At 39.2% G+C, this 17,958-nt stretch carries 18 protein-coding genes; 11 read left to right on the forward strand and 7 right to left on the reverse strand.

The window, feature by feature from the left end:
- Nucleotides 1-264: 264 nt before the first annotated feature.
- The 3 genes from A9Z07_RS04315 to A9Z07_RS17560 all read right to left on the reverse strand — a co-directional run bounded on the left by A9Z07_RS04315 (nt 265) and on the right by A9Z07_RS17560 (nt 3,053).
- Nucleotides 265-1,272, reverse strand: a complete 1,008-nt coding sequence (locus tag A9Z07_RS04315; protein ID WP_069577087.1) for a hypothetical protein — start codon at nt 1,270-1,272, stop codon at nt 265-267.
- Nucleotides 1,273-1,303: 31 nt separating this feature from the next.
- Nucleotides 1,304-2,599, reverse strand: a complete 1,296-nt coding sequence (locus A9Z07_RS04320) for an inovirus-type Gp2 protein (RefSeq protein WP_069577089.1) — start codon at nt 2,597-2,599, stop codon at nt 1,304-1,306.
- Nucleotides 2,600-2,840: 241 nt separating this feature from the next.
- Nucleotides 2,841-3,053: a helix-turn-helix transcriptional regulator gene (locus A9Z07_RS17560; protein ID WP_139126624.1), complete on the reverse strand. Its 213-nt coding sequence runs from the start codon at nt 3,051-3,053 to the stop codon at nt 2,841-2,843.
- 104 nt (nt 3,054-3,157) lie between these two features.
- Here A9Z07_RS17560 and A9Z07_RS04325 point away from each other — a divergent pair, with 104 nt between their 5' ends.
- Nucleotides 3,158-4,564, forward strand: coding sequence for a hypothetical protein (locus A9Z07_RS04325; protein WP_069577094.1), 1,407 nt, complete (start codon nt 3,158-3,160; stop codon nt 4,562-4,564).
- 159 nt (nt 4,565-4,723) lie between these two features.
- Here the strand turns inward: A9Z07_RS04325 and A9Z07_RS04330 are convergent, their stop codons facing one another.
- The 3 genes from A9Z07_RS04330 to A9Z07_RS04340 form a co-directional block, all read right to left on the reverse strand.
- A complete protein-coding gene (locus A9Z07_RS04330; RefSeq protein WP_069577100.1) occupies nt 4,724-5,209 on the reverse strand; it encodes a hypothetical protein in 486 nt (161 codons plus the stop codon).
- A 100-nt stretch (nt 5,210-5,309) separates the two neighbouring features.
- The gene (locus A9Z07_RS04335) at nt 5,310-5,615 is read right to left on the reverse strand and encodes a hypothetical protein (protein ID WP_069577107.1); all 306 of its coding nucleotides are present in this window, start codon (nt 5,613-5,615) and stop codon (nt 5,310-5,312) included.
- A 183-nt stretch (nt 5,616-5,798) separates the two neighbouring features.
- Nucleotides 5,799-6,074, reverse strand: a complete 276-nt coding sequence (locus tag A9Z07_RS04340; protein ID WP_069577114.1) for a hypothetical protein — start codon at nt 6,072-6,074, stop codon at nt 5,799-5,801.
- A 772-nt stretch (nt 6,075-6,846) separates the two neighbouring features.
- Here A9Z07_RS04340 and A9Z07_RS04345 point away from each other — a divergent pair.
- The 4 genes from A9Z07_RS04345 to A9Z07_RS04360 all read left to right on the forward strand — a co-directional run bounded on the left by A9Z07_RS04345 (nt 6,847) and on the right by A9Z07_RS04360 (nt 10,673).
- The gene (locus A9Z07_RS04345) at nt 6,847-7,164 is read left to right on the forward strand and encodes a hypothetical protein (RefSeq protein ID WP_069577124.1); all 318 of its coding nucleotides are present in this window, start codon (nt 6,847-6,849) and stop codon (nt 7,162-7,164) included.
- A 60-nt stretch (nt 7,165-7,224) separates the two neighbouring features.
- The gene (locus tag A9Z07_RS04350; RefSeq protein WP_069577128.1) at nt 7,225-8,274 is read left to right on the forward strand and encodes a DUF932 domain-containing protein; all 1,050 of its coding nucleotides are present in this window, start codon (nt 7,225-7,227) and stop codon (nt 8,272-8,274) included.
- A gap of 164 nt (nt 8,275-8,438) precedes the next feature.
- On the forward strand, nt 8,439-9,551 hold the full coding sequence (locus tag A9Z07_RS04355; protein WP_069577134.1) for a YqaJ viral recombinase family protein: 1,113 nt from the start codon (nt 8,439-8,441) through the stop codon (nt 9,549-9,551).
- 225 nt (nt 9,552-9,776) lie between these two features.
- Nucleotides 9,777-10,673 (forward strand): hydrolase or metal-binding protein, encoded by an 897-nt coding sequence (locus A9Z07_RS04360; RefSeq protein WP_069577138.1) that lies wholly within the window; start codon nt 9,777-9,779, stop codon nt 10,671-10,673.
- Nucleotides 10,674-10,731: 58 nt separating this feature from the next.
- On the opposite strand, the gene A9Z07_RS04365 is transcribed toward A9Z07_RS04360, so the two are convergent.
- Entirely contained in the window at nt 10,732-11,787 is a 1,056-nt protein-coding gene (locus A9Z07_RS04365; protein WP_069577192.1) for an AraC family transcriptional regulator, read from the reverse strand.
- 111 nt (nt 11,788-11,898) lie between these two features.
- Between A9Z07_RS04365 and A9Z07_RS04370 the strand changes: the two genes are divergently transcribed.
- The 6 genes from A9Z07_RS04370 to A9Z07_RS04395 all read left to right on the forward strand — a co-directional run bounded on the left by A9Z07_RS04370 (nt 11,899) and on the right by A9Z07_RS04395 (nt 17,650).
- Nucleotides 11,899-12,702: an SDR family NAD(P)-dependent oxidoreductase gene (locus A9Z07_RS04370; protein ID WP_069577196.1), complete on the forward strand. Its 804-nt coding sequence runs from the start codon at nt 11,899-11,901 to the stop codon at nt 12,700-12,702.
- Complete coding sequence (locus A9Z07_RS04375) at nt 12,699-13,445, forward strand: acetoacetate decarboxylase family protein (protein ID WP_069577143.1); 747 nt, start codon at nt 12,699-12,701, stop codon at nt 13,443-13,445. The genes A9Z07_RS04370 and A9Z07_RS04375 overlap by 4 nt, the downstream gene beginning before the upstream one ends.
- A gap of 15 nt (nt 13,446-13,460) precedes the next feature.
- On the forward strand, nt 13,461-14,324 hold the full coding sequence (locus A9Z07_RS04380; protein WP_069577146.1) for a metal-dependent hydrolase: 864 nt from the start codon (nt 13,461-13,463) through the stop codon (nt 14,322-14,324).
- A 71-nt stretch (nt 14,325-14,395) separates the two neighbouring features.
- Entirely contained in the window at nt 14,396-15,625 is a 1,230-nt protein-coding gene (locus A9Z07_RS04385; RefSeq protein WP_069577150.1) for an NADH:flavin oxidoreductase/NADH oxidase family protein, read from the forward strand.
- A gap of 32 nt (nt 15,626-15,657) precedes the next feature.
- The gene (locus A9Z07_RS04390; RefSeq protein ID WP_069577152.1) at nt 15,658-16,527 is read left to right on the forward strand and encodes a metal-dependent hydrolase; all 870 of its coding nucleotides are present in this window, start codon (nt 15,658-15,660) and stop codon (nt 16,525-16,527) included.
- A gap of 16 nt (nt 16,528-16,543) precedes the next feature.
- A complete protein-coding gene (locus tag A9Z07_RS04395; RefSeq protein ID WP_264754271.1) occupies nt 16,544-17,650 on the forward strand; it encodes a hypothetical protein in 1,107 nt (368 codons plus the stop codon).
- The last annotated feature ends 308 nt before the right edge of the window (nt 17,651-17,958 follow it).

Below are 17,958 nucleotides of genomic sequence, written 5' to 3' on the forward strand. Positions count from 1 at the left end.
GAATTAGAACGTATATGAGTGTTCAAATTTTATTAATGCAATACATATACTTGGTATTTAATGATCAGAGAATTCGTGGATTGTTTAAATTATAGTTAGGTAAATATTGAGCCTTCTTTATGGCATAACAATCAATTAACTGATTTTGATGTATTGTTACAAGATTAAGTAAGGACATATATTATTGCATCAAAGTACAAATAAGGAAAAATAAAAAATAGCCTTAACTTGAGGCTATTTTTTATCAGTTTATGACTTTATTTACTATACATTCCCCGTATATTCTTTCCATGCATAAGTAATTCCATTGCCTTTATAGCGATAAAAACTAAGTGGTTCATGGACTCGTTCGATAAGTTGTAACCATACTTTTTGAACTAAACCTTGTCCATCATAGCAATGGGTATGCTTAGGATCTGGAAAAATACCTTGAAGCTGGTAATCCCCACATACAAATTCCCATTGTTCTTGGAGCAGAGGTAAATAATCCACTTTATCACCTAGGATGTAAATAAATGCTTGTGCTGTTAGCTTCTGATCAAGCCCTTTAACGATCCGCCATTGAATATCATAGAGTTTCTCTGTGAGTTGCCCAGCTTTATGTAGCCATTGAAAATATTGCTTTAACACTTTTAAAGATACTTTCTCTGCATCTTCCTGAGTCTGATAATGAGGTGGATCAGTTTGAGTAATTAAAGGTAGTTCTAGGAAAATACAATTGGCTTGTTCTTGCGTTTGCATCACACGTCGGAATACGGTTTTTTGTTCATTGCGAAGTTTTTGAATCTGTGCTTCGTACTTTCTTGTCTGAAGATTCGCTTTAGCTATATAAAGTTCTGCGCGCAAACGACAAAATAAATTTTCCCACATATGATTAGGAATTTGCTGAGGGGATCTCATGATTTGTAAATTTTCAACAGCAAATTTCTGGAACACATTCAGATAAGGATTTGCTTCAAAGCCATTAAAAAGATCTACAAAATGAGAAAATAATGACATTTGCTGGAGAGCAAAATAACACAATGGATTCATCGGTGGATAAGGTACAGTTGCTGTAGCTTTAGGAAACATCTTAAGTTTATCCTGTTCTAGCAGTTTCGAACCATTTATCAAACCGAATGCGATTTGATTAAACATTGGATCTCCATAAGTAGGTCTGACCATTGTGCCATTAGTAAGCAAGCCGTTATTTCCATTCGGATAAACATGTGGTGGTGTTTGAGCTACATTAAAAAATTGTTGCTGCGTATTTGGTATAAAAACTTGGTTCATGTTCAAAGTCTCTGTAATTTGGTTAAATGGATTAATAATGTTGAGTTAGGTTTGGCCGACCCATTTCTTTACGGTGATGAGGCAAAATGCCTGTATTTAGAGTCTTGACGCGTTCTAAGTTACTATGTAAGACGTACTGTTCAAATTTGGCAAAGTAATGAATAACTTTACCGATATTGTCGTACTTGGTTTGATCGTCACGGTTGATCACACCCAAGGCATCGTATTTGTACTTCTTACGATTCTTGCTGGTATTACAGTTAAAATAGCAATGTTGACCATCAATCTGTTGATCCCACATCTCACCAATCATACGGCCTAAGCTAATATCTTCACGGTGATGACTACCTTTAAAAAAAAAGAAAGTATGAAAATGTAATGCCTGATCTACGCCATATTCCAGCTTCGTGACATAGCCCGCTAAATGTATAGACTCTCTACGGCGCAGCTTCTGCATCAACGTGTGGAAATGACTCACAATTTCTTTAGGTGTAAAGTGTTTCTTGTCATCGGTTAGATACAAGTCAACACGCACACCGATTAAACGTGAGTAATGTTTACGGAGTTTATTGATATATCGAAGTACATTTCTTTCACGTCTCCTTGCTACCTTTCGACGATCATTAATACGTTGTACAAATATTGGAGCCTTTAAGCCTTCGAAAATTCCTTTGATGATTTGATTGCTATACTGGGCTATAGAATCTTTTCGATTTATAACTATTCCATTTGAATCTAATACACTAAGTTGATCATTTGGATACTTAATTGAATCGAATAGGCAATACTGATCATTGGGTAGTACTTGGTTAAAAATTGCTGTAACTAGATCAAATTCTTCACACTTTAAACGCATTGGTGTCTTTAATTTTTTTGTCGCTAATAAAAAACTTCGAATTAATTCCGATAGTTCGGGATAAATCAATTCCCAGTGATCTGGAACCAAATCATCTGGCTTCGACTGAATCCAACGATAAAGATAAGTTGCTCGTTGTTTCTTAATTTCATTGCATATGAGAATGGCATATATACATGCAACAATATGTGGGTCTAACTGTTGTTTAAAGAGTAGGTTGGTTGTCAGTAAGTTTCGTAATTCAGTGTTTTTATCTGCATTAGTTGAGTAGGCGTTGTCTTGCTCAACATTGATACTAACTTCATCTACCTTTCCTGATAAAGACTCTTCAGTTTCCTCATCAGATGATGATTCTTCTAACTCATCTAAATCTGATCCTACAATCAAAGCATGAGGTTCAAGTCGAAGTGCCATTTCTAATGTGGTAGGCTTTAATTCAATTGTTTTTACATCTGGGTATTCTTGTCCCATAGATATAGCTCCAATTAGTAAAAAAATACAATTGTCTAGATCTGACCTATACTATGTGTAGAATGTAGATATGATTAATTAATCTAATATATTGAATATATTAGGTATATCTAATCATATAGAGTCCAGCAGTAAAGATCAGAGACAATAGCGGTGTATCAGGGGACTTGAAATCAAGCCCCATCCTTAATATCGGTAAATTAATGTTTCTGCGTGATTGAAAAGATAAGCACCTGATGGCTTATACTTTTTTCGATAAAAGCCAATCATTAAGCTCGTGTTGAAACCAACCTACTGAAGATGATGACAGTTTGATCGGCTTAGGGAAGTCTGGGTTGTATCGCCTCGATTTAGGATTAAGCATTTCGTAAATCGTGCTACGCGATAATCCGCAAGTTTCGATGACGGCAGGTAATCGCAGGATTTTCACATCATTGGATTGTATTGGATTCATTTTATTTGCTCATTTTTGCCTATTGAACAAATTTATTTTCATTTATATTGGCTAGGACAAACAGACCGATATTTGGGTCCTAAAATGGAAAAGTGAACTGAAAAATGATTAAAAAGAAAATAATTTACTTGACTGATATACAGCTATCTGAATTTAAAAATGAGAAATTACTGAATGATCCAATTTATCGGAAGCTATCTAAAAAACAGAATTTTAAAAAAATAAAGCGATTTGAAGAAGATGTAGAAAAGACCCTTACCAAGACTGTTGTAAGAGAAAAAGTCCAGTCAGAAGAAATATTTAGAAAATCAATTATTCATCAGCTAGAAAAAAAATTGAAAGTGTTGAAGCAGATCATACTGACTCAAAGGAGTACAGAATGGCGTGAGTTTTATTTATGGTTGAAGGATTTCCATAACAAGAGGGTAGAGCCATGTTTAGATAAGAATTTATTTAGTGAAACTGCTCAACTGTATCTTTGGGGTGGATCAGATGATGATGGTGTACTTGCGCTTGAACATGCTGAACTGATTCAAAAAATTTATCATACCATTCAATATGGTCGGCATGATTTATACATCAATATTGGATGGACAGAAATGGATTCAGATAAAGCTGAAACCAGAATTAAGGAAATTGTCGATTCTTTCTATGAGAAGTTGAATAAAAACATCTCATTAAAGCAGAAGTTTATTGATTTTATACAACAATTTGATCTTCATAATTTCATGTGTACTCCAGATTTTGAATGCTTTTTTCTAGACTGGTGGGACTATTATCAATTGCTGATTCAAGAAAAAAGGACAGATCGACATTTTGAGGAGATGCAAAGTCTATTACTGAAACAATTACGTGACTTTCCAAGCCATCTCGAACCTTTTAATCTACTGCCGCGGTTACATCGTCAACGTCTCAATTTATCACCGAATTCTGATGACATTGAGAACCAGCATAGCGGAAGTCTATGTTTAAGCTTAGATTTACCCATATGGAGTGAAGTTCCAATTGAACAGGTGATTAATGAGTATTTACATGGATTGAGCCACTACTTTGCGAAATATAGCGAAAATCATTTTAGCCTACAAAAAAGGGCTATTGAAATTAGTCAGTTTCAACGTCAATTTCAAAACATGTACCACCAAACCTTAAAGTCATCTGACCCAGAGGATTTGAATATTGCAGTGGTTGAGATCTTATATCTGAAGTGGTCTGATCAGCGAGAAGATCAATATAGTGGATTACAATTTTTTAAAGAATTAATTTCACTTTTTGAAAAGAACTCGGATCGAATCATTGATGATAATTTCACTCAGCAACGTTGTAAGGCACAAAAAGAAAGAATCATGGTAAAAACATTAAAATGGTCTCAGAGTCGTCATGATTTGAAACACCATGAAAATTTAATAAAAGGTAGCATTAATAAAAAAGCGATCCCTGATTTATATGTAATATCAACCGACAATTTACGGAAAAAACTAGAACGGAGCAGTGAAGCTTTTGAGTGCTTTTAACCGATATATTATTTTGCTGTATTGCAGATGGTTCTAAGGCTTGGACTGATCTTTTCAATATGCTAAATATGCTTATGACGTGATTTGGAGCTGTGTATTAGCCCCAAAATCGTACGTCAGTTTTTCAATTGCCGTATGTTTCATCCTTGGTATCAATACCTAAAAATTATAGGTATAGGTCAGACCACTGTTGGTGGTGATGGTTACTTCACGGACATATTCAGCAGAACAGCCCAAGTACACCTTTGCTACAGAGCCATAACGCATATTTTGGTAATCATAAGTACCTTTGCTTCTACAATTGCCACGATTGATTAATACGCCTGTGATGGTGGTTGGTGCATCGTTTAAGGAGATGATATTCAACAGATCTGTATAGCCTGTCATGGAGTATTGCGATTCCTCTCTACGGACACGTACCTCAAACTGTTCTTGCGGTGCTGCTTCTACAGGTTCAACGGGTGGATCATTTAAGTCGTATTCTGAGCTATCGACCATCGTTGTTTTAAACTTATCATCTGTTGGATCTTCGGTTGATTGTGACGGGGCATTTTCAGTTTGGGCTTTAGTTTCTGTAGGTGGGCTACATGCACTAAGACTGGCGATCAGTAAGCTTGAGAGCATCAATGTCTTGATCAGATTCATTGTTCAATTCCTATTCTTAAATTCTTCGTATTACATCGGTTGAGCCCTTTGGCTCAACCAATAGCTTGTTTTTGTTTTATGGTTTTGATCACTTGAGTTGCTATTTGCATTTACCCTGACGAACTGACTCGACCATGCGCGGTTGGGTCTGCTCAGCACTCAAGCGTAGGCAAATAACTTTTTTAGATTTGGAAGAACTCGAAATAAATTCCTCACCCTGAATCGGACTTGCTCCGCCAGCGTTATAAACCATATAGCGTTTACCGTTAGTTGCTTTAAATGTGAATACATCACCCGATTCACTAAATCCTTCAATCTTCTTTACGGTGACAGTGACGGTATTGGCTTTTGCAAAAGCAGTACTACACAACACACTCAGCCCTACAGCTAAAAATAGTTTCTTCATCTTAAATCTCCATATCCTTATTTATTTCTTAAAAATGGTCACAGGCCAAACAGCTGCCTTGCCTAGGTTGTAGGAATAGGGCATGTGGGCAGTGCTACTACAATTTTTGAAATAGACCGAGCAAATCACGGCGATGACGATGTAGCCAATAATTAAATAGTTTTTCATTTCTAATCCCCTGAGTTATTCCTTGCATTGCTGTACGGCATTCGCCATCACCTTGTTAAAATCTGGTGGTGGCTGCATGGTGTCTCGAACGGTGACATCTGCCATGCTTTCCATAAACTCATGTGAGTAGTGCGCTTCAATCTTGTCGTAAATACAGGAGCAAGTTGAATGATCTAGTCCACCTGCCTGACAGCCTGCTTTAAAGTCACGTTTGACCTTACTATCACAGGCAATGAGTACACTGCTACTTAGAACAATAGTGATGACCCCGAACCACGTTTGATATTTCATAGATTTCCCAAATCATTGTGATTTGTTGTTTTTTTAAATCGTTATGGATTGCCTATTTATGCCAACCTGCCAGATAAACCAGCAGCCATAAAAAACCCAGCAATAAAATAAAGCCTGGCCCAAGAGCCACCACGACGATGACAACCAAAATAAGCTGTGCGATGAATTTCATGATTTTTACCCAGCACAAAACACCACTGACCAAAATGGATTCAGTAGTTGATTAATGCCTTGAGTAAATCAGGACACAGCGAAAGCGTGCGATAAATGAATCGGTTTGAAATGCCTGAGAGGCGGAGAAAGTGCAGGGGAATAAAGCACAGTAAATTGCGTCATGATTGACTCCTTGGAATTACAAGAAGTTCTGCCGAATCACTGTCAATTGATTATGGTGGCAGAACGAAAGGGGGTTGACAGACTGGGATCCAAGGAACCAGCACGCACGAGGCGTCCCCCTCTCGCCCTACCATAGAAAAAGGGGGACGCGAGGGTTCCCACAACATACAAAATTACTTTCATATATCGTGCTGGATCTGCGGTCTGTCAAAACCGACTGACAATGTAGGTCAGCCTCTGCATCATAAACGCTGATAAAAAACAGGTCAATTGATCTGTTTAATCAACATTGAAAAATTGCCTAAAACTGATGATAAAAAACGCATTCTAAAAAAATACAAACACATAGCATCTTAATGAGAGCAATGCTTCAAATACACACAACTTGCCTGCTCCCACAGCAGGCTTTTTTTATTCATTTACAGGATTTATCACAATGAGTTTGCCATGTCCTTATTGCCAGTCCCGAAAGACGGTACAACTACAATCCCCCCAACATTTACCCAGTACTTCAACCAATAACTCCATTTCCAACAGTGTGATGTCACCGATGGCACTTGCCACCTTGGGTGTAAGTGTTTCCAAAAGCCTGAATATCCCTCCGATTGCAGGTGCAATCGTTGGGGTACTGATCGGTGGCATCTGGATGTTGATCACTGAAGACGAACAGCAACAACCGTTACCCCCAACTTATCGCAGGCAGTTTTACTGTAATCACTGTGACCGCAGCTTTAGCCCAAATTTACGAAATTAAGTATTCAGCAAAATTTAAATCCAACCTTACCCATTTCAAATCAATACAGGAATTATTCTTATGGCACATTTAGTTGAAACAATGGCATTCACAGGACAAACCCCTTGGCATGGCTTGGGCAATCAACTGACTCCGAATCAACCTTTAGAGGTGTGGGCACAACAGGCAGGCATGGATTGGCGGATTGAATCCTCGGATGTCAGTTACATGGCACAGAATGAAAAGGGACAAAGCATCATCATGCCTTTCGAAGAGCAACGCGTTCTTTATCGTTCTGATACCCATGCACCCTTATCTGTAGTCAGTCAACGCTTTCAGGAAGTTCAACCCATGGAGATTCTGGAATTTTATCGAGACCTGACCGAGCAATCAGGTTTTGAACTGGAAACTGCGGGTGTACTTAAAGGTGGTAAGAAATTCTGGGCATTGGCTAAAACTGGACAGACCTCAGCACTCAAAGGTAAGGATGTCAGCAATGGCTATATTCTTTTAGCGACAGCCTGTGATGGTACATTGGCAACCACAGCACAATTCACTTCGATCCGCGTGGTGTGTAATAACACTTTGGCAATTGCTCTAAAAGGACAACAAGGCAATGTTGGTGTGGTCAAAGTTCCACACAGCACCAAGTTTGATGCGGAGAAAGTAAAACAACAACTGGGTATTTCAGTACGTGCATGGGATGAACACATCTATGAAATGAAACAACTCAGTCAGCGCAAGGTGACACAGCAGGAAGCAGCAGCCTATTTTGATGCAGTGTTTAACAATACCAACCTCAGTATGGCTGAACAAGATGAAGGCATTATTCAGTTTTATCGAAATGCAGCCATGCCGAATCAAATAAGTCCATCTAAAGCAGACAATAAAACTGAACCGAATGGACGTGCTATGTCGAAAGTGATGACTATGTTTAACGGACATGGACGAGGGGCAGAACTCAGCTCAGCTAAAGATACGGCGTATGGTTTACTGTGCTCAATCACCGAATTCTGTGACCACGAACGTCGAGCCATGAGTACCGACCATCGACTTGATTCAGCATGGTTTGGAGCTGGAGCAGTCATTAAACAACGAGGACTTGAACAAGCTTTAAGAATGGTGGCTTAAATCAAGATATCCATTCAGTTTGAATTAAGCTTAACGTCCTAATCTAAAACTACGGTAACAACCGTAGCAAGCAAAGCAATACCCTTTTCGCCACATCCTCAGATGTGGCTTTTTTATGCCCAAAATTCAGCTTTTACGATTTTACCGATACAGGAATATTCTCTATGAATAGTCATACTCAAATTCAGAACACCCTAAATCCCCCACCTTTACAGCTTTATCCCATCAAGATTGAAACTGAACATAAGGTTGAGGTGGGCACACGAAGTAAGAAAGCACCAAAGAAAACCAGTCAACTACCTTCAGCAAAACGTCTTGCCAACACCAAAAAACTGAATTACCAACAATGGCTGGAGGTCAGAAAACAGGGCATTGGTAGCAGTGATGCAGCAACCGCATGTGGTCTCAATCCCTATATGTCGATGCTAGAACTATGGATGATTAAGACTGGACGCATGCAACAAAACATTGAAGATGAAAGTACAGGCTATGCACCTTTATATTGGGGTAAGCAGCTGGAACCTTTGGTGGCGCAATACTACAGCATGCATACCAATCATAAGGTTCGTCGCGTTAATGCCGTACTTCAGCATCCTGATGAAGACAAGCATTTTATGCTCGCAAACTTAGACTATGCCGTGGTGGGGCATGAAGAAGTCCAGATCTTGGAATGTAAAACAGTAGGTGAATACGGTTCAAAGATATGGCGGGATGGTGTGCCGCTTTATGTTTTATGCCAGGTTCAACATCAACTGGCAGTGACAGGCAAACAGGCCGCCCATATCTGTGCTCTGATCTGTGGACATGAAACCCGGATCTTTAAGGTGACGCGCAGTGAAACGGTGATCAAATACATTATCGACGCAGAACGTTACTTCTGGGAATGTGTAGAAAAGGATGTACCGCCTGATGTCGATGCATCTGAATCAGCAGCCAAAGCATTACAGCTTTTATATCCAGCGCATGTCCCACTCAGTACGACGGATTTATCTGAAGATGTGGCAGCCAATCAAGACTTTGAGCAACTACTGCAACAACGTCATTTGCTGGAACAACACCAAACCAGTTTTGATCAGTTGAAGCATCAAATCCAAATCAAGATGCAGGATTCAGAACGGGCCATATTTAAGGCGGGTTCAGTCACGTGGAAGAAATCCAAAGATTCGGTCAGCTTAGACAGTAAAGCTTTACTACAACAGCATCCAGAGTTCTTACAACAGTTCCCGCAAAACAAACAGGGCACACGTCGATTCCAGATTTATACAGATGCTGATTAATCCAACCAAATTAGCCTAAGTAGTTTCTACCTAATTTCCACATTGCTTCTCAAATTCATTTCATCAAAAAAGCGCAAAACAGCCCCCGTCACCAGTAAGTACCGTGAAGTACTTACTGACGACTAAATGGACTGTTCTGCGCTGAATTTATGCATTTAAAAAAATGTTTGCTTCTTACACATATTAAAGGGGCAATCGTTAAAAATTACCGCAGAGGAAAACAACATGATTAAAGGTTTAGCAATCACACCACCTGTATTAGGACGTATCAGTATCGGCAAGATCGTCGAGAAAAATGGCAAGCGTGTTCCTGAAAAGGATGATCAGTTTACCATTACCAGCCAGATCCAGAACAAGGAGGGCTGGGTGAAACATCCATTGGATGAACAACTCCGTGCCAAGGCACAAAACCAGAAACTCAGAACTATTCCGGTACGGATGATCTTTAATGATCCTGAACTAAACTTGCGTGCTGAATATACTTTATTTGACCGTCAAACTGGCCGACCAATCTGTACAGGTAATGGTGAAACCTGTCAGCGGCTTGGACAAAACGGTGTAGAACAACATTTATGCCCATCACCTGATTTATGTCCTTTGGCTCAAGGTGGACAATGCAAGCCCTATGGGCGGCTTTACGTCAATCTGGATGAATCCGATGAGTTGGGTACATTCATCTTTAGAACTACAGGCTTTAATAGCATTCGGACTTTGGCAGCACGACTACGTTATTACCATGCAGCTTCAGGTGACCTGCTTTCGTGTCTGCCTCTACAACTGACTTTACGAGGGAAAAGCACTACGCAGAGTTACCGCACGCCAATTTACTACGTGGATCTGACTTTACGAGATGGGGTGAATTTACAAGAAGCGATTACCTCTGCCAAACAGATTAATGAACAAAGCAAAGCAGCAGGTTTTTATCAGGAAGCTTTAGATCATGTTGCTCGGCAGGGTTATGGCAATGCTAATTTTGAGATAGAAGCAGAGGAGGGCTTGGATATTATTGAAGAGTTTTATACGGATGAAGCGAATTCAAAGCAGCGTCAGCAACCTAATGATTTAACACATGTTCAGGACATTCAGAAAGGATTGCAGCAGTCGGTTTATTCTTTGAATTAATTCTTTCACTAGGAGGTGAATTGCCTCCTTTTTTATTTTTTTTATGAAAACAATTTGATCATATGTCATTTTTTTTATTCCGAAATTGAATTGGACTGATTCCACTCCATTTTTTAAAAGCACGGGCAAAGTTGGCTGGTTGAAGATATCCAAGATAATTCGCAATTTCTTGTATTTCCATATCACTACTTAATAAAAGTCTCTCAGCTTCTTTGTATCTAACTTCATCTAACAAAATGAGATAGGAAGTGCCTAACTCATTGAGACGTCTTCTTAAAGTACGATTTGACATATGTAAATTATGGGCAACGTTATCAAGAGATGGATAACCTTTTTGAGGTACTAGTACTAATTCTGTTTTCACGCGTAAGCAAATGTCTTGAATCGTTTCTGAAAAACGAATTTGTTCTGCTTCACATTGCGCTAAGGCTTGTTGAAAAGCAGATGGATCTGCCATTTTGGGGGATTGGTTTAGCAGGTGTGATTTATAACGGATTTGATTGTTATTTTGATCAAAATGAATTATGGGAAGTTGCTGTTGAAACTTCTGATGATAGTGTGGCTCTGGCCAGTCAACTCTTAATTCAACTGCAGAAAAATCTGTGTCTATCAAAGTACGACCTGTCTGAATAATTCCGATCATTAAACATTCATAGAAAAAGCGCCTTAAAATTTTTGTTTGTTCTGGATGATTACTGATGACAGGATGGGTTTCTTTAATATCAATTACAGATAAATTTCCTTCTTCATAGAAATCAATTCGATAATCTCTCAATCGCATGTTAAAAAACTGTGTTGCAAGTTCAATGGCATGTTGTAAAGAAGGACTGCTCATCAAAGCATATCCCATTGGTCCATGGGCAGTCAGGCGAAGTCTTAACCCATATTGATAACCTAAACCAGAATCCTCAGCTAAAGTTAAACTGGTCCATGCTAATTTTGACCATTGGAAAGGCGTAATACGGGCATCTAACTGATTAAGTAATGTTAAGGGTATTTTACTTTTATTAAGTATTTCAGACGCAGAAAATCCCTTTTCGACCATAAGTTCTAATAATAAATGAACATAAGAAATTGGAATACTGGCTTTCAATAGCCCATATGGATCTTTCATTTTTATTTTTTGTCTTGGCCGAAAATGATTAGTATTATGGCTTAATTCCATCTCACGCTCAAGTTTTACATCTTGGATACTGTAATCAATCTAGTGATCTGAGTATTTATGATGAGCTTACCTCGCCCTCTTAAAGAATCACCTGTTGTAATTACAGGTGCTTCATCTGGTATAGGTGAAGAACTTGCTAAACAATTCGCGGCACGTGGCTATTCGCTTATTCTTGTTGCTCGCCGTGTCGATAAGCTGGAAGTTCTCGCTGCTAACTTACACCAAAAATATCAGGTAGAAGTAAATTTACGCCCATGTGACCTTGCTAATCGTGAGGCAAGAACCCAGTTCCGTCAGGAGTTGGAAAAGATGAATGTGGCTATTTTATGTAATAACGCTGGTTTTGCTACTTTTGGGCGATTGCAGGAATTGGATGCTGATCGTGAGCGTGAAGAAACGGAAGTGAATGCGGTAGCAGTACATGATCTTACTTTAGCGGTATTACCTAAAATGATTCAACGCAGAACTGGAGCGATTTTGATCGTAGGTTCTACATCAGGCCATCAACCTACTCCAGCCAATGCCACTTATGCAGCAAGCAAAGCCTTTGCCAATTCTTTTGCCGAGTCGCTACATAGCGAGCTGAGTGGTACTGGTGTGACATGTACCTTGTTAGCACCCGGCCCGACTATAACAGGTTTTAATGAAGTTGCGGGCATAACAAAAATTGATGGTGTTGGTGGCAGTTTTGTTTGGGTTACAGCAGAGCGAGTGGCTAAAGAAGCGATTCAAGGTATGGCCTGCAATCGTCGAATTGTGATTCCTGGCCTGCTTGCACAGGCACAAACTTTCGGTGGACGTTATACCCCTCGCATTATTTTATTGCCGATCTTAAAGCAAGTATTTTCGAGATTAAAAGCATGAGAGAGTTGATCAATGATTTACGCACGCCAATAGGTCTCGCCAACTTGGGCAATAAGCTCTATCACAATGCCCAATATTTAACCGCTGTGGTTGAGGTTAATGAGAAGGCAATGGCACGTTGGCTACCTGCCGGAATGAAGCTAGCGCAACCAGCTAGAGCAGATTTGTTTTGTGCTTATTTTCCTGAAAATGTCTATACAGGGGCATATCACGAAGCGGGCTTATTCGTGCATATTCAGGTCGGCAATAAAACGGGAATCTTTTGTCCATGGATGATTCTGGATGATGATCGCGCCATGATTATAGGACGGGAGCTATTAGGATATCCCAAAAAGATCGGGGAAATCAGTTGGGACAATGATGGTTCACGGATTATCAGCCAAGCATCACGCCGTGGTACGGTCTTGATCGAAATGGAAGCCAAACTAGGAGAGGTGATACAGGATGCACCGCCCATTTTAGGATTACCGCATCGCAATATCACAGGTGGTTTAGGGGTAGGTTTACCTCGAGAAGTTCGATTCACACCAAAAGAGCATGTTGTTGAAGTACGCCGTGTGGAGATGAAATTACGTTTTACCGGAACGGTGAATGATCCTTTGCATGAAATGGGTTTAGGTAAAGTGGTGGATGCTCGGTTACATCGGGTGGATTTATCAGGCGGCTTTATTCCGCCGATTCAGATTCCGCGATTACGGACTCCTTTATTTTTGCTGCGCCAATTTAATCCACGTGTTTTATAAACAGAGGATTTAGCTATGAATATGCTTGTTGCTCCTCAGTCAGAAAAAGTAAGCAAATGTAGACAAATTTCTGCATCAATAGACATTCCTGTAAGAGTTATGGACTTTACTTTTCCTGATGAGATTCCTGAGTTTTGGTTTAATCATAACCCTTTGCTCACTATGCTTCTGACAGCACTATCCAGTGCCTTTCCTGAGGGAGAGCTGCAATTTATTCACAGCGTACGAAATTATCAGACAAAGATTAAAGATCCTGTTCTACTTAAGCAGGTTCGAGCCTTTATTGGTCAGGAAGCACATCATGGGAAAGAGCATGATGTGCTCAATGCGGTCATGTTAAAGAAAGGCTATCCCGTAGACCGAATTTATAAGCGCTTTAAAAAAATGAACCGTTTGATGCAGGAACAGTTTTCTCCAGCTCACCAGTTGGCGTGTACGGTATGCATGGAACATCTCACTGCAATTTTAGCAGATTATTTTATTACTACTGCACCTGAAGATTTGGCTTTATTTAATGTACATCTAAGAAAAATCTGGGCGTGGCATGCCATTGAAGAAACTGAACATAAAGCGGTGGCATTTGATGTGTATCAGAGTTTGGTTAATAGACCTTATTTTCTAAGATTGGTGATGTTGGAAACAACGTTTTCTTTTTTGATGATTACCACGCGTGGGACGATTGAGCTGTTAAGACATTCAGGCAGACAAGGTGATTTAAAAACGCTTTATCAAGGGGTTACTTATTTGTTTGGACGGAAAGGTTTAGTCAAAAAGATAAGCAAGCCTTATCTCGACTTTTTCTCAACAGATTTTCATCCTTGGCAACATGACAATCGGAACAAGATGAACTTTTTAAAACATCAGTATTTCAATGGATAAGGATTGGAATTTAGAACAGGTCATCCAGTTTTAATTGTACTTATTCAGCAAATTATTTAGGAACTCATATCATGGCACAGACTACATTAGCAAGCTCTCCATTACATCAATCTCTTCGTTTGGCATGTGGAATAAGTATTCCAAACCGAATTGCAAAATCTGCTATGAGTGAACAATTGGCAGACCGACATGGCTCGCCCACTACAGACTTACAGCAGCTTTATGCTGCGTGGGCAAGAGGTGGTACAGGGTTGCTAATCACAGGCAATGTCATGATTGACCATCGTGCCTTTGTTGAGCCTAGAAATGTGGTGTTGGAAGATGAGCGGTTCTTACAGGCAAATAAGCTGTGGGCCCAAGCTGCCCAAGCAAATGGCAGTAAAATTATTATGCAAATTAATCACCCAGGCCGTGTTGCTGTACTTCCTTTATTAAAAAAACCGATCGCTCCATCCGCAGTCGGGCTTGATTTACCAACAATGAATATTATTCGTGTTCCACGAGCAATGAGTGAAGCAGAGATATATGAGCAAATCCAACGTTTTGCAAAAACTGCTGCGCTTGCTGTAAAAGCTGGCTTTGATGGAGTACAAGTGCATGCGGCGCATGGCTACTTGTTATCACAATTCTTATCTCCTTTAGCAAATACTCGTACAGATCAATGGGGTGGAAGCCCAGAAAATCGTCGCCGTATCCTGATTGAGACAGTGCGTGCTGTACGTCAAGCCATTGGTAAAGGCAAAATTCTCAGTGTCAAATTGAATTCTGCCGATTTTCAAAAAGGAGGTTTGAGTCAGGAAGAATCCGTGCAGATTGCCTTAGTGCTAGAAGCAGAAGGAATTGATTTGCTAGAAGTTTCTGGTGGTAATTACGAATCTCCTGCCCAGTTAGGATATGCCCCAGATCGTTCTGCTCAATGTGATGCTTATTTTGTTAATTATGCCACAGCATTACGCCAACACAGCAAATTACCACTGATGCTTACTGGTGGGCTTCGTAATGTAGATTTTATGAATCGTATTGTGGCAAATGGTACGGTTGATTTAGTTGGATTAGCACGTCCTTTTGCAATGCAACCAGATCTAGCCAAACAACTATTAGCTGGGAAATCTGTAATGGAGCCTACAAAAATTCCAGCTATTGGCTATAAACCTGTAGATGCTTATCTGCAATTGGCTTGGCACGCTGCTCAATTCCGCCGTATTAGCAGTGGTCTACAACCTAAAGCGATTAAAGGGCTAATTCGGACATTGGTTGCTTTTGGTCCGCGAATGGGTTTCAACATTTTGACACAAGACTAGAGGTTAGCCTTTGCTATACAAGGAGTTTTATTGTGAATAGTTTAATCAAAGAAAGCCATATTATTGTTCCTCGGCGTCCAATATTTGATTTTGCTGAAACACCTAACCACTGGATTTATGATGATCCAATGGCGACGCAAATGCTTAATTTAATTAATCCGATTACACCAGCACCAGAGCGGTGGTTCTGTCAAACATTCAGAGATGCGCTCCCATTTATTCAAGATGAACAGTTAAAAGAGGCCGCCATAGCTTTTATTAAACAAGAGGGTGCTCATAGTTATGGACATACTTTAGGCACTCGACACATTGAAGCTTTAGGTATTGATTTAAGTCGCTATACCGAAATGATGAACTGGATATTTAATGACATGATTGGCCCTAAACCGTTAGGTTATGAATTAAAACATCCACGCTTAAAATCAACTTGGTTGAAGACGCGATTAGCGATGGTTGCGGCAGCAGAACATCTAACAGGTGTATTAGGTCATTGGGTATTAAATGCAAAAGGTTTACAACAAGCACCCGTAGATATACAAATGTTTCGATTATTGCAATGGCATGGCGCTGAAGAGGTTGAACACCGTGAGGTGGCAGATGCCATGTTTCGGTACTTCAGTAATAATATTTTGTTGCGGACGGGTGCCGCTGTTTTCACATTCCCATTATTTATTACTTTGGCTTATATCGCTGTTGAAAACCTTGTGGAACAAGATCCTCATTTACCACATCGTTTTCGCTTCAAGGACTATTTTAGAGCAGCTCGACAAGATCGTGTTCCTCGTCCGGGCTATGTGATTCGTGCTTGTGTACGTTATTTTAATCCTAAGCATAGCCCTTTAAATGAAGGCTCAACCGAGCAAGCATTGGCATATTTAAATAGTATGTCTGAATTCAAATGAAATTTAAGGAAAAATTGTGAAAATAAATCCATCATCACAAGCAGAACTTGAAAAACTAGATATTTGTTATCTTGATCATTTTGATAAAGCTCGCTTATCGACCCATCCTCTAACACGATTAAATAGTGTAAAAAATGCAGCTTTAAAATTAAGAGAAGATATGCTTGCTGGCAACACTGTAAATTACTATCAAACAGTAGACCTTATACGTGTGCCTTATCCAACTAAATATGGATTGTTAAATGCATGTACGGTTCCAACACCATTTATGCATATTTTGAATCGACTTTTTATTGTTCAATTCAAAACATTGTCTGGTTTAAAAACACTACTATTTTCGCCTTCAGATGTAGATGCAAATAGAGAAACACCTTACTTTAAAAGATTGGAGGAAACAGCTCCACTTTGGCTAAGAGACTATATCTCACCATATGTTGCTCCACTTTATAATCGAGTAGAAGACGCTTTAGCTCAAATAGGGATACAACCTGAAGAAATTGATTATATTTCTTATGATCATTTGCATACTCAAGATTTACGTAAATGGTTAGGTACAAAAGACTCCATAGGACTTTTTCCAAATGCTAAGCTGTTAGTCATGCATCAGGAGTGGTGTTCGACCTTACAGCTCTTACCACCTCAAAAAGAGTGGTATTGTCCTAATGGAATTAATGAGATTGATTATAATAAATTGATTTTATTGGAAAAATCTGTTTTATTGGGTGAGGGGGTTGCACTTGTAGCTTCACCTGGCCATACGGAAGGTAACCATTCATTGGTGGTTAATACGCCTATAGGAATATTAGTTTCAAGTGAAAATGGTGTGTGTGCAGATAGCTTTTCACCCTTAAACTCAAATATCCCTGGTGTACGCGCATACGCAACAGCAACAGGTATGGAAGTGATCTTAAATGGAAATACACTTGAAGGCGGACTAGATCAGTACATTTCAATGGTAATGGAAAAGACATTAGCAGGTCCTTGCCAGGAAAATGGAGATTTTTATAATTTTGTACCTTCATCTGAGATGTCAGCGTATTGGGCACTGCCAGGTTTAAAGCCGACGTTTAGTCTAGGGTCATTAAAATTTGGTCAGCTACAAGCTAGTGCTATACAAGAATGAAATACGCTTAACATAGCTTTAATTTTGATATTGAGTTTCAAAAATAGGGCGAGACTTTTCGCTCTTTATTTTCTTGCATAATTGGGTTTTTAATTAAAAATTTAATTTGTAAATAAACTACTTGAAATTTAACTGTTTATTTTTAATAAGTCATCTTAATAAAAATGGATTTATAATTAGTTTAGAACTGTTCATTAATCTAAAGTTTTATTAGATGAAGTTTGGATAACAAAAAAATCACCTGAGCTCCGAGTAGCTAGTATTGTAAATTTTAGAGCCTGGGATTAATTTTATTTTCCTCTATACTT

The organism is Acinetobacter sp. YK3 (assembly GCF_001729365.1).
In the GTDB taxonomy this organism is placed as follows: Bacteria; Pseudomonadota; Gammaproteobacteria; order Pseudomonadales; family Moraxellaceae; genus Acinetobacter; species Acinetobacter vivianii.

Coding starts and splice junctions, on each gene's coding strand:
- A9Z07_RS04340 (WP_069577114.1), bottom strand. CDS start 6,074: ATGAAATATCAAACGTGGTTCGGGGTCATCACTATTGTTCTAAGTAGC.
- A9Z07_RS17560 (WP_139126624.1), bottom strand. CDS start 3,053: ATGAATCCAATACAATCCAATGATGTGAAAATCCTGCGATTACCTGCC.
- A9Z07_RS04370 (WP_069577196.1), top strand. CDS start 11,899: ATGAGCTTACCTCGCCCTCTTAAAGAATCACCTGTTGTAATTACAGGT.
- A9Z07_RS04335 (WP_069577107.1), bottom strand. CDS start 5,615: ATGAAGAAACTATTTTTAGCTGTAGGGCTGAGTGTGTTGTGTAGTACT.
- A9Z07_RS04315 (WP_069577087.1), bottom strand. CDS start 1,272: ATGAACCAAGTTTTTATACCAAATACGCAGCAACAATTTTTTAATGTA.
- A9Z07_RS04385 (WP_069577150.1), top strand. CDS start 14,396: ATGGCACAGACTACATTAGCAAGCTCTCCATTACATCAATCTCTTCGT.
- A9Z07_RS04355 (WP_069577134.1), top strand. CDS start 8,439: ATGAATAGTCATACTCAAATTCAGAACACCCTAAATCCCCCACCTTTA.
- A9Z07_RS04365 (WP_069577192.1), bottom strand. CDS start 11,787: ATGAAAGATCCATATGGGCTATTGAAAGCCAGTATTCCAATTTCTTAT.
- A9Z07_RS04325 (WP_069577094.1), top strand. CDS start 3,158: ATGATTAAAAAGAAAATAATTTACTTGACTGATATACAGCTATCTGAA.
- A9Z07_RS04320 (WP_069577089.1), bottom strand. CDS start 2,599: ATGGGACAAGAATACCCAGATGTAAAAACAATTGAATTAAAGCCTACC.
- A9Z07_RS04350 (WP_069577128.1), top strand. CDS start 7,225: ATGGCACATTTAGTTGAAACAATGGCATTCACAGGACAAACCCCTTGG.
- A9Z07_RS04375 (WP_069577143.1), top strand. CDS start 12,699: ATGAGAGAGTTGATCAATGATTTACGCACGCCAATAGGTCTCGCCAAC.
- A9Z07_RS04330 (WP_069577100.1), bottom strand. CDS start 5,209: ATGAATCTGATCAAGACATTGATGCTCTCAAGCTTACTGATCGCCAGT.
- A9Z07_RS04360 (WP_069577138.1), top strand. CDS start 9,777: ATGATTAAAGGTTTAGCAATCACACCACCTGTATTAGGACGTATCAGT.
- A9Z07_RS04345 (WP_069577124.1), top strand. CDS start 6,847: ATGAGTTTGCCATGTCCTTATTGCCAGTCCCGAAAGACGGTACAACTA.
- A9Z07_RS04380 (WP_069577146.1), top strand. CDS start 13,461: ATGAATATGCTTGTTGCTCCTCAGTCAGAAAAAGTAAGCAAATGTAGA.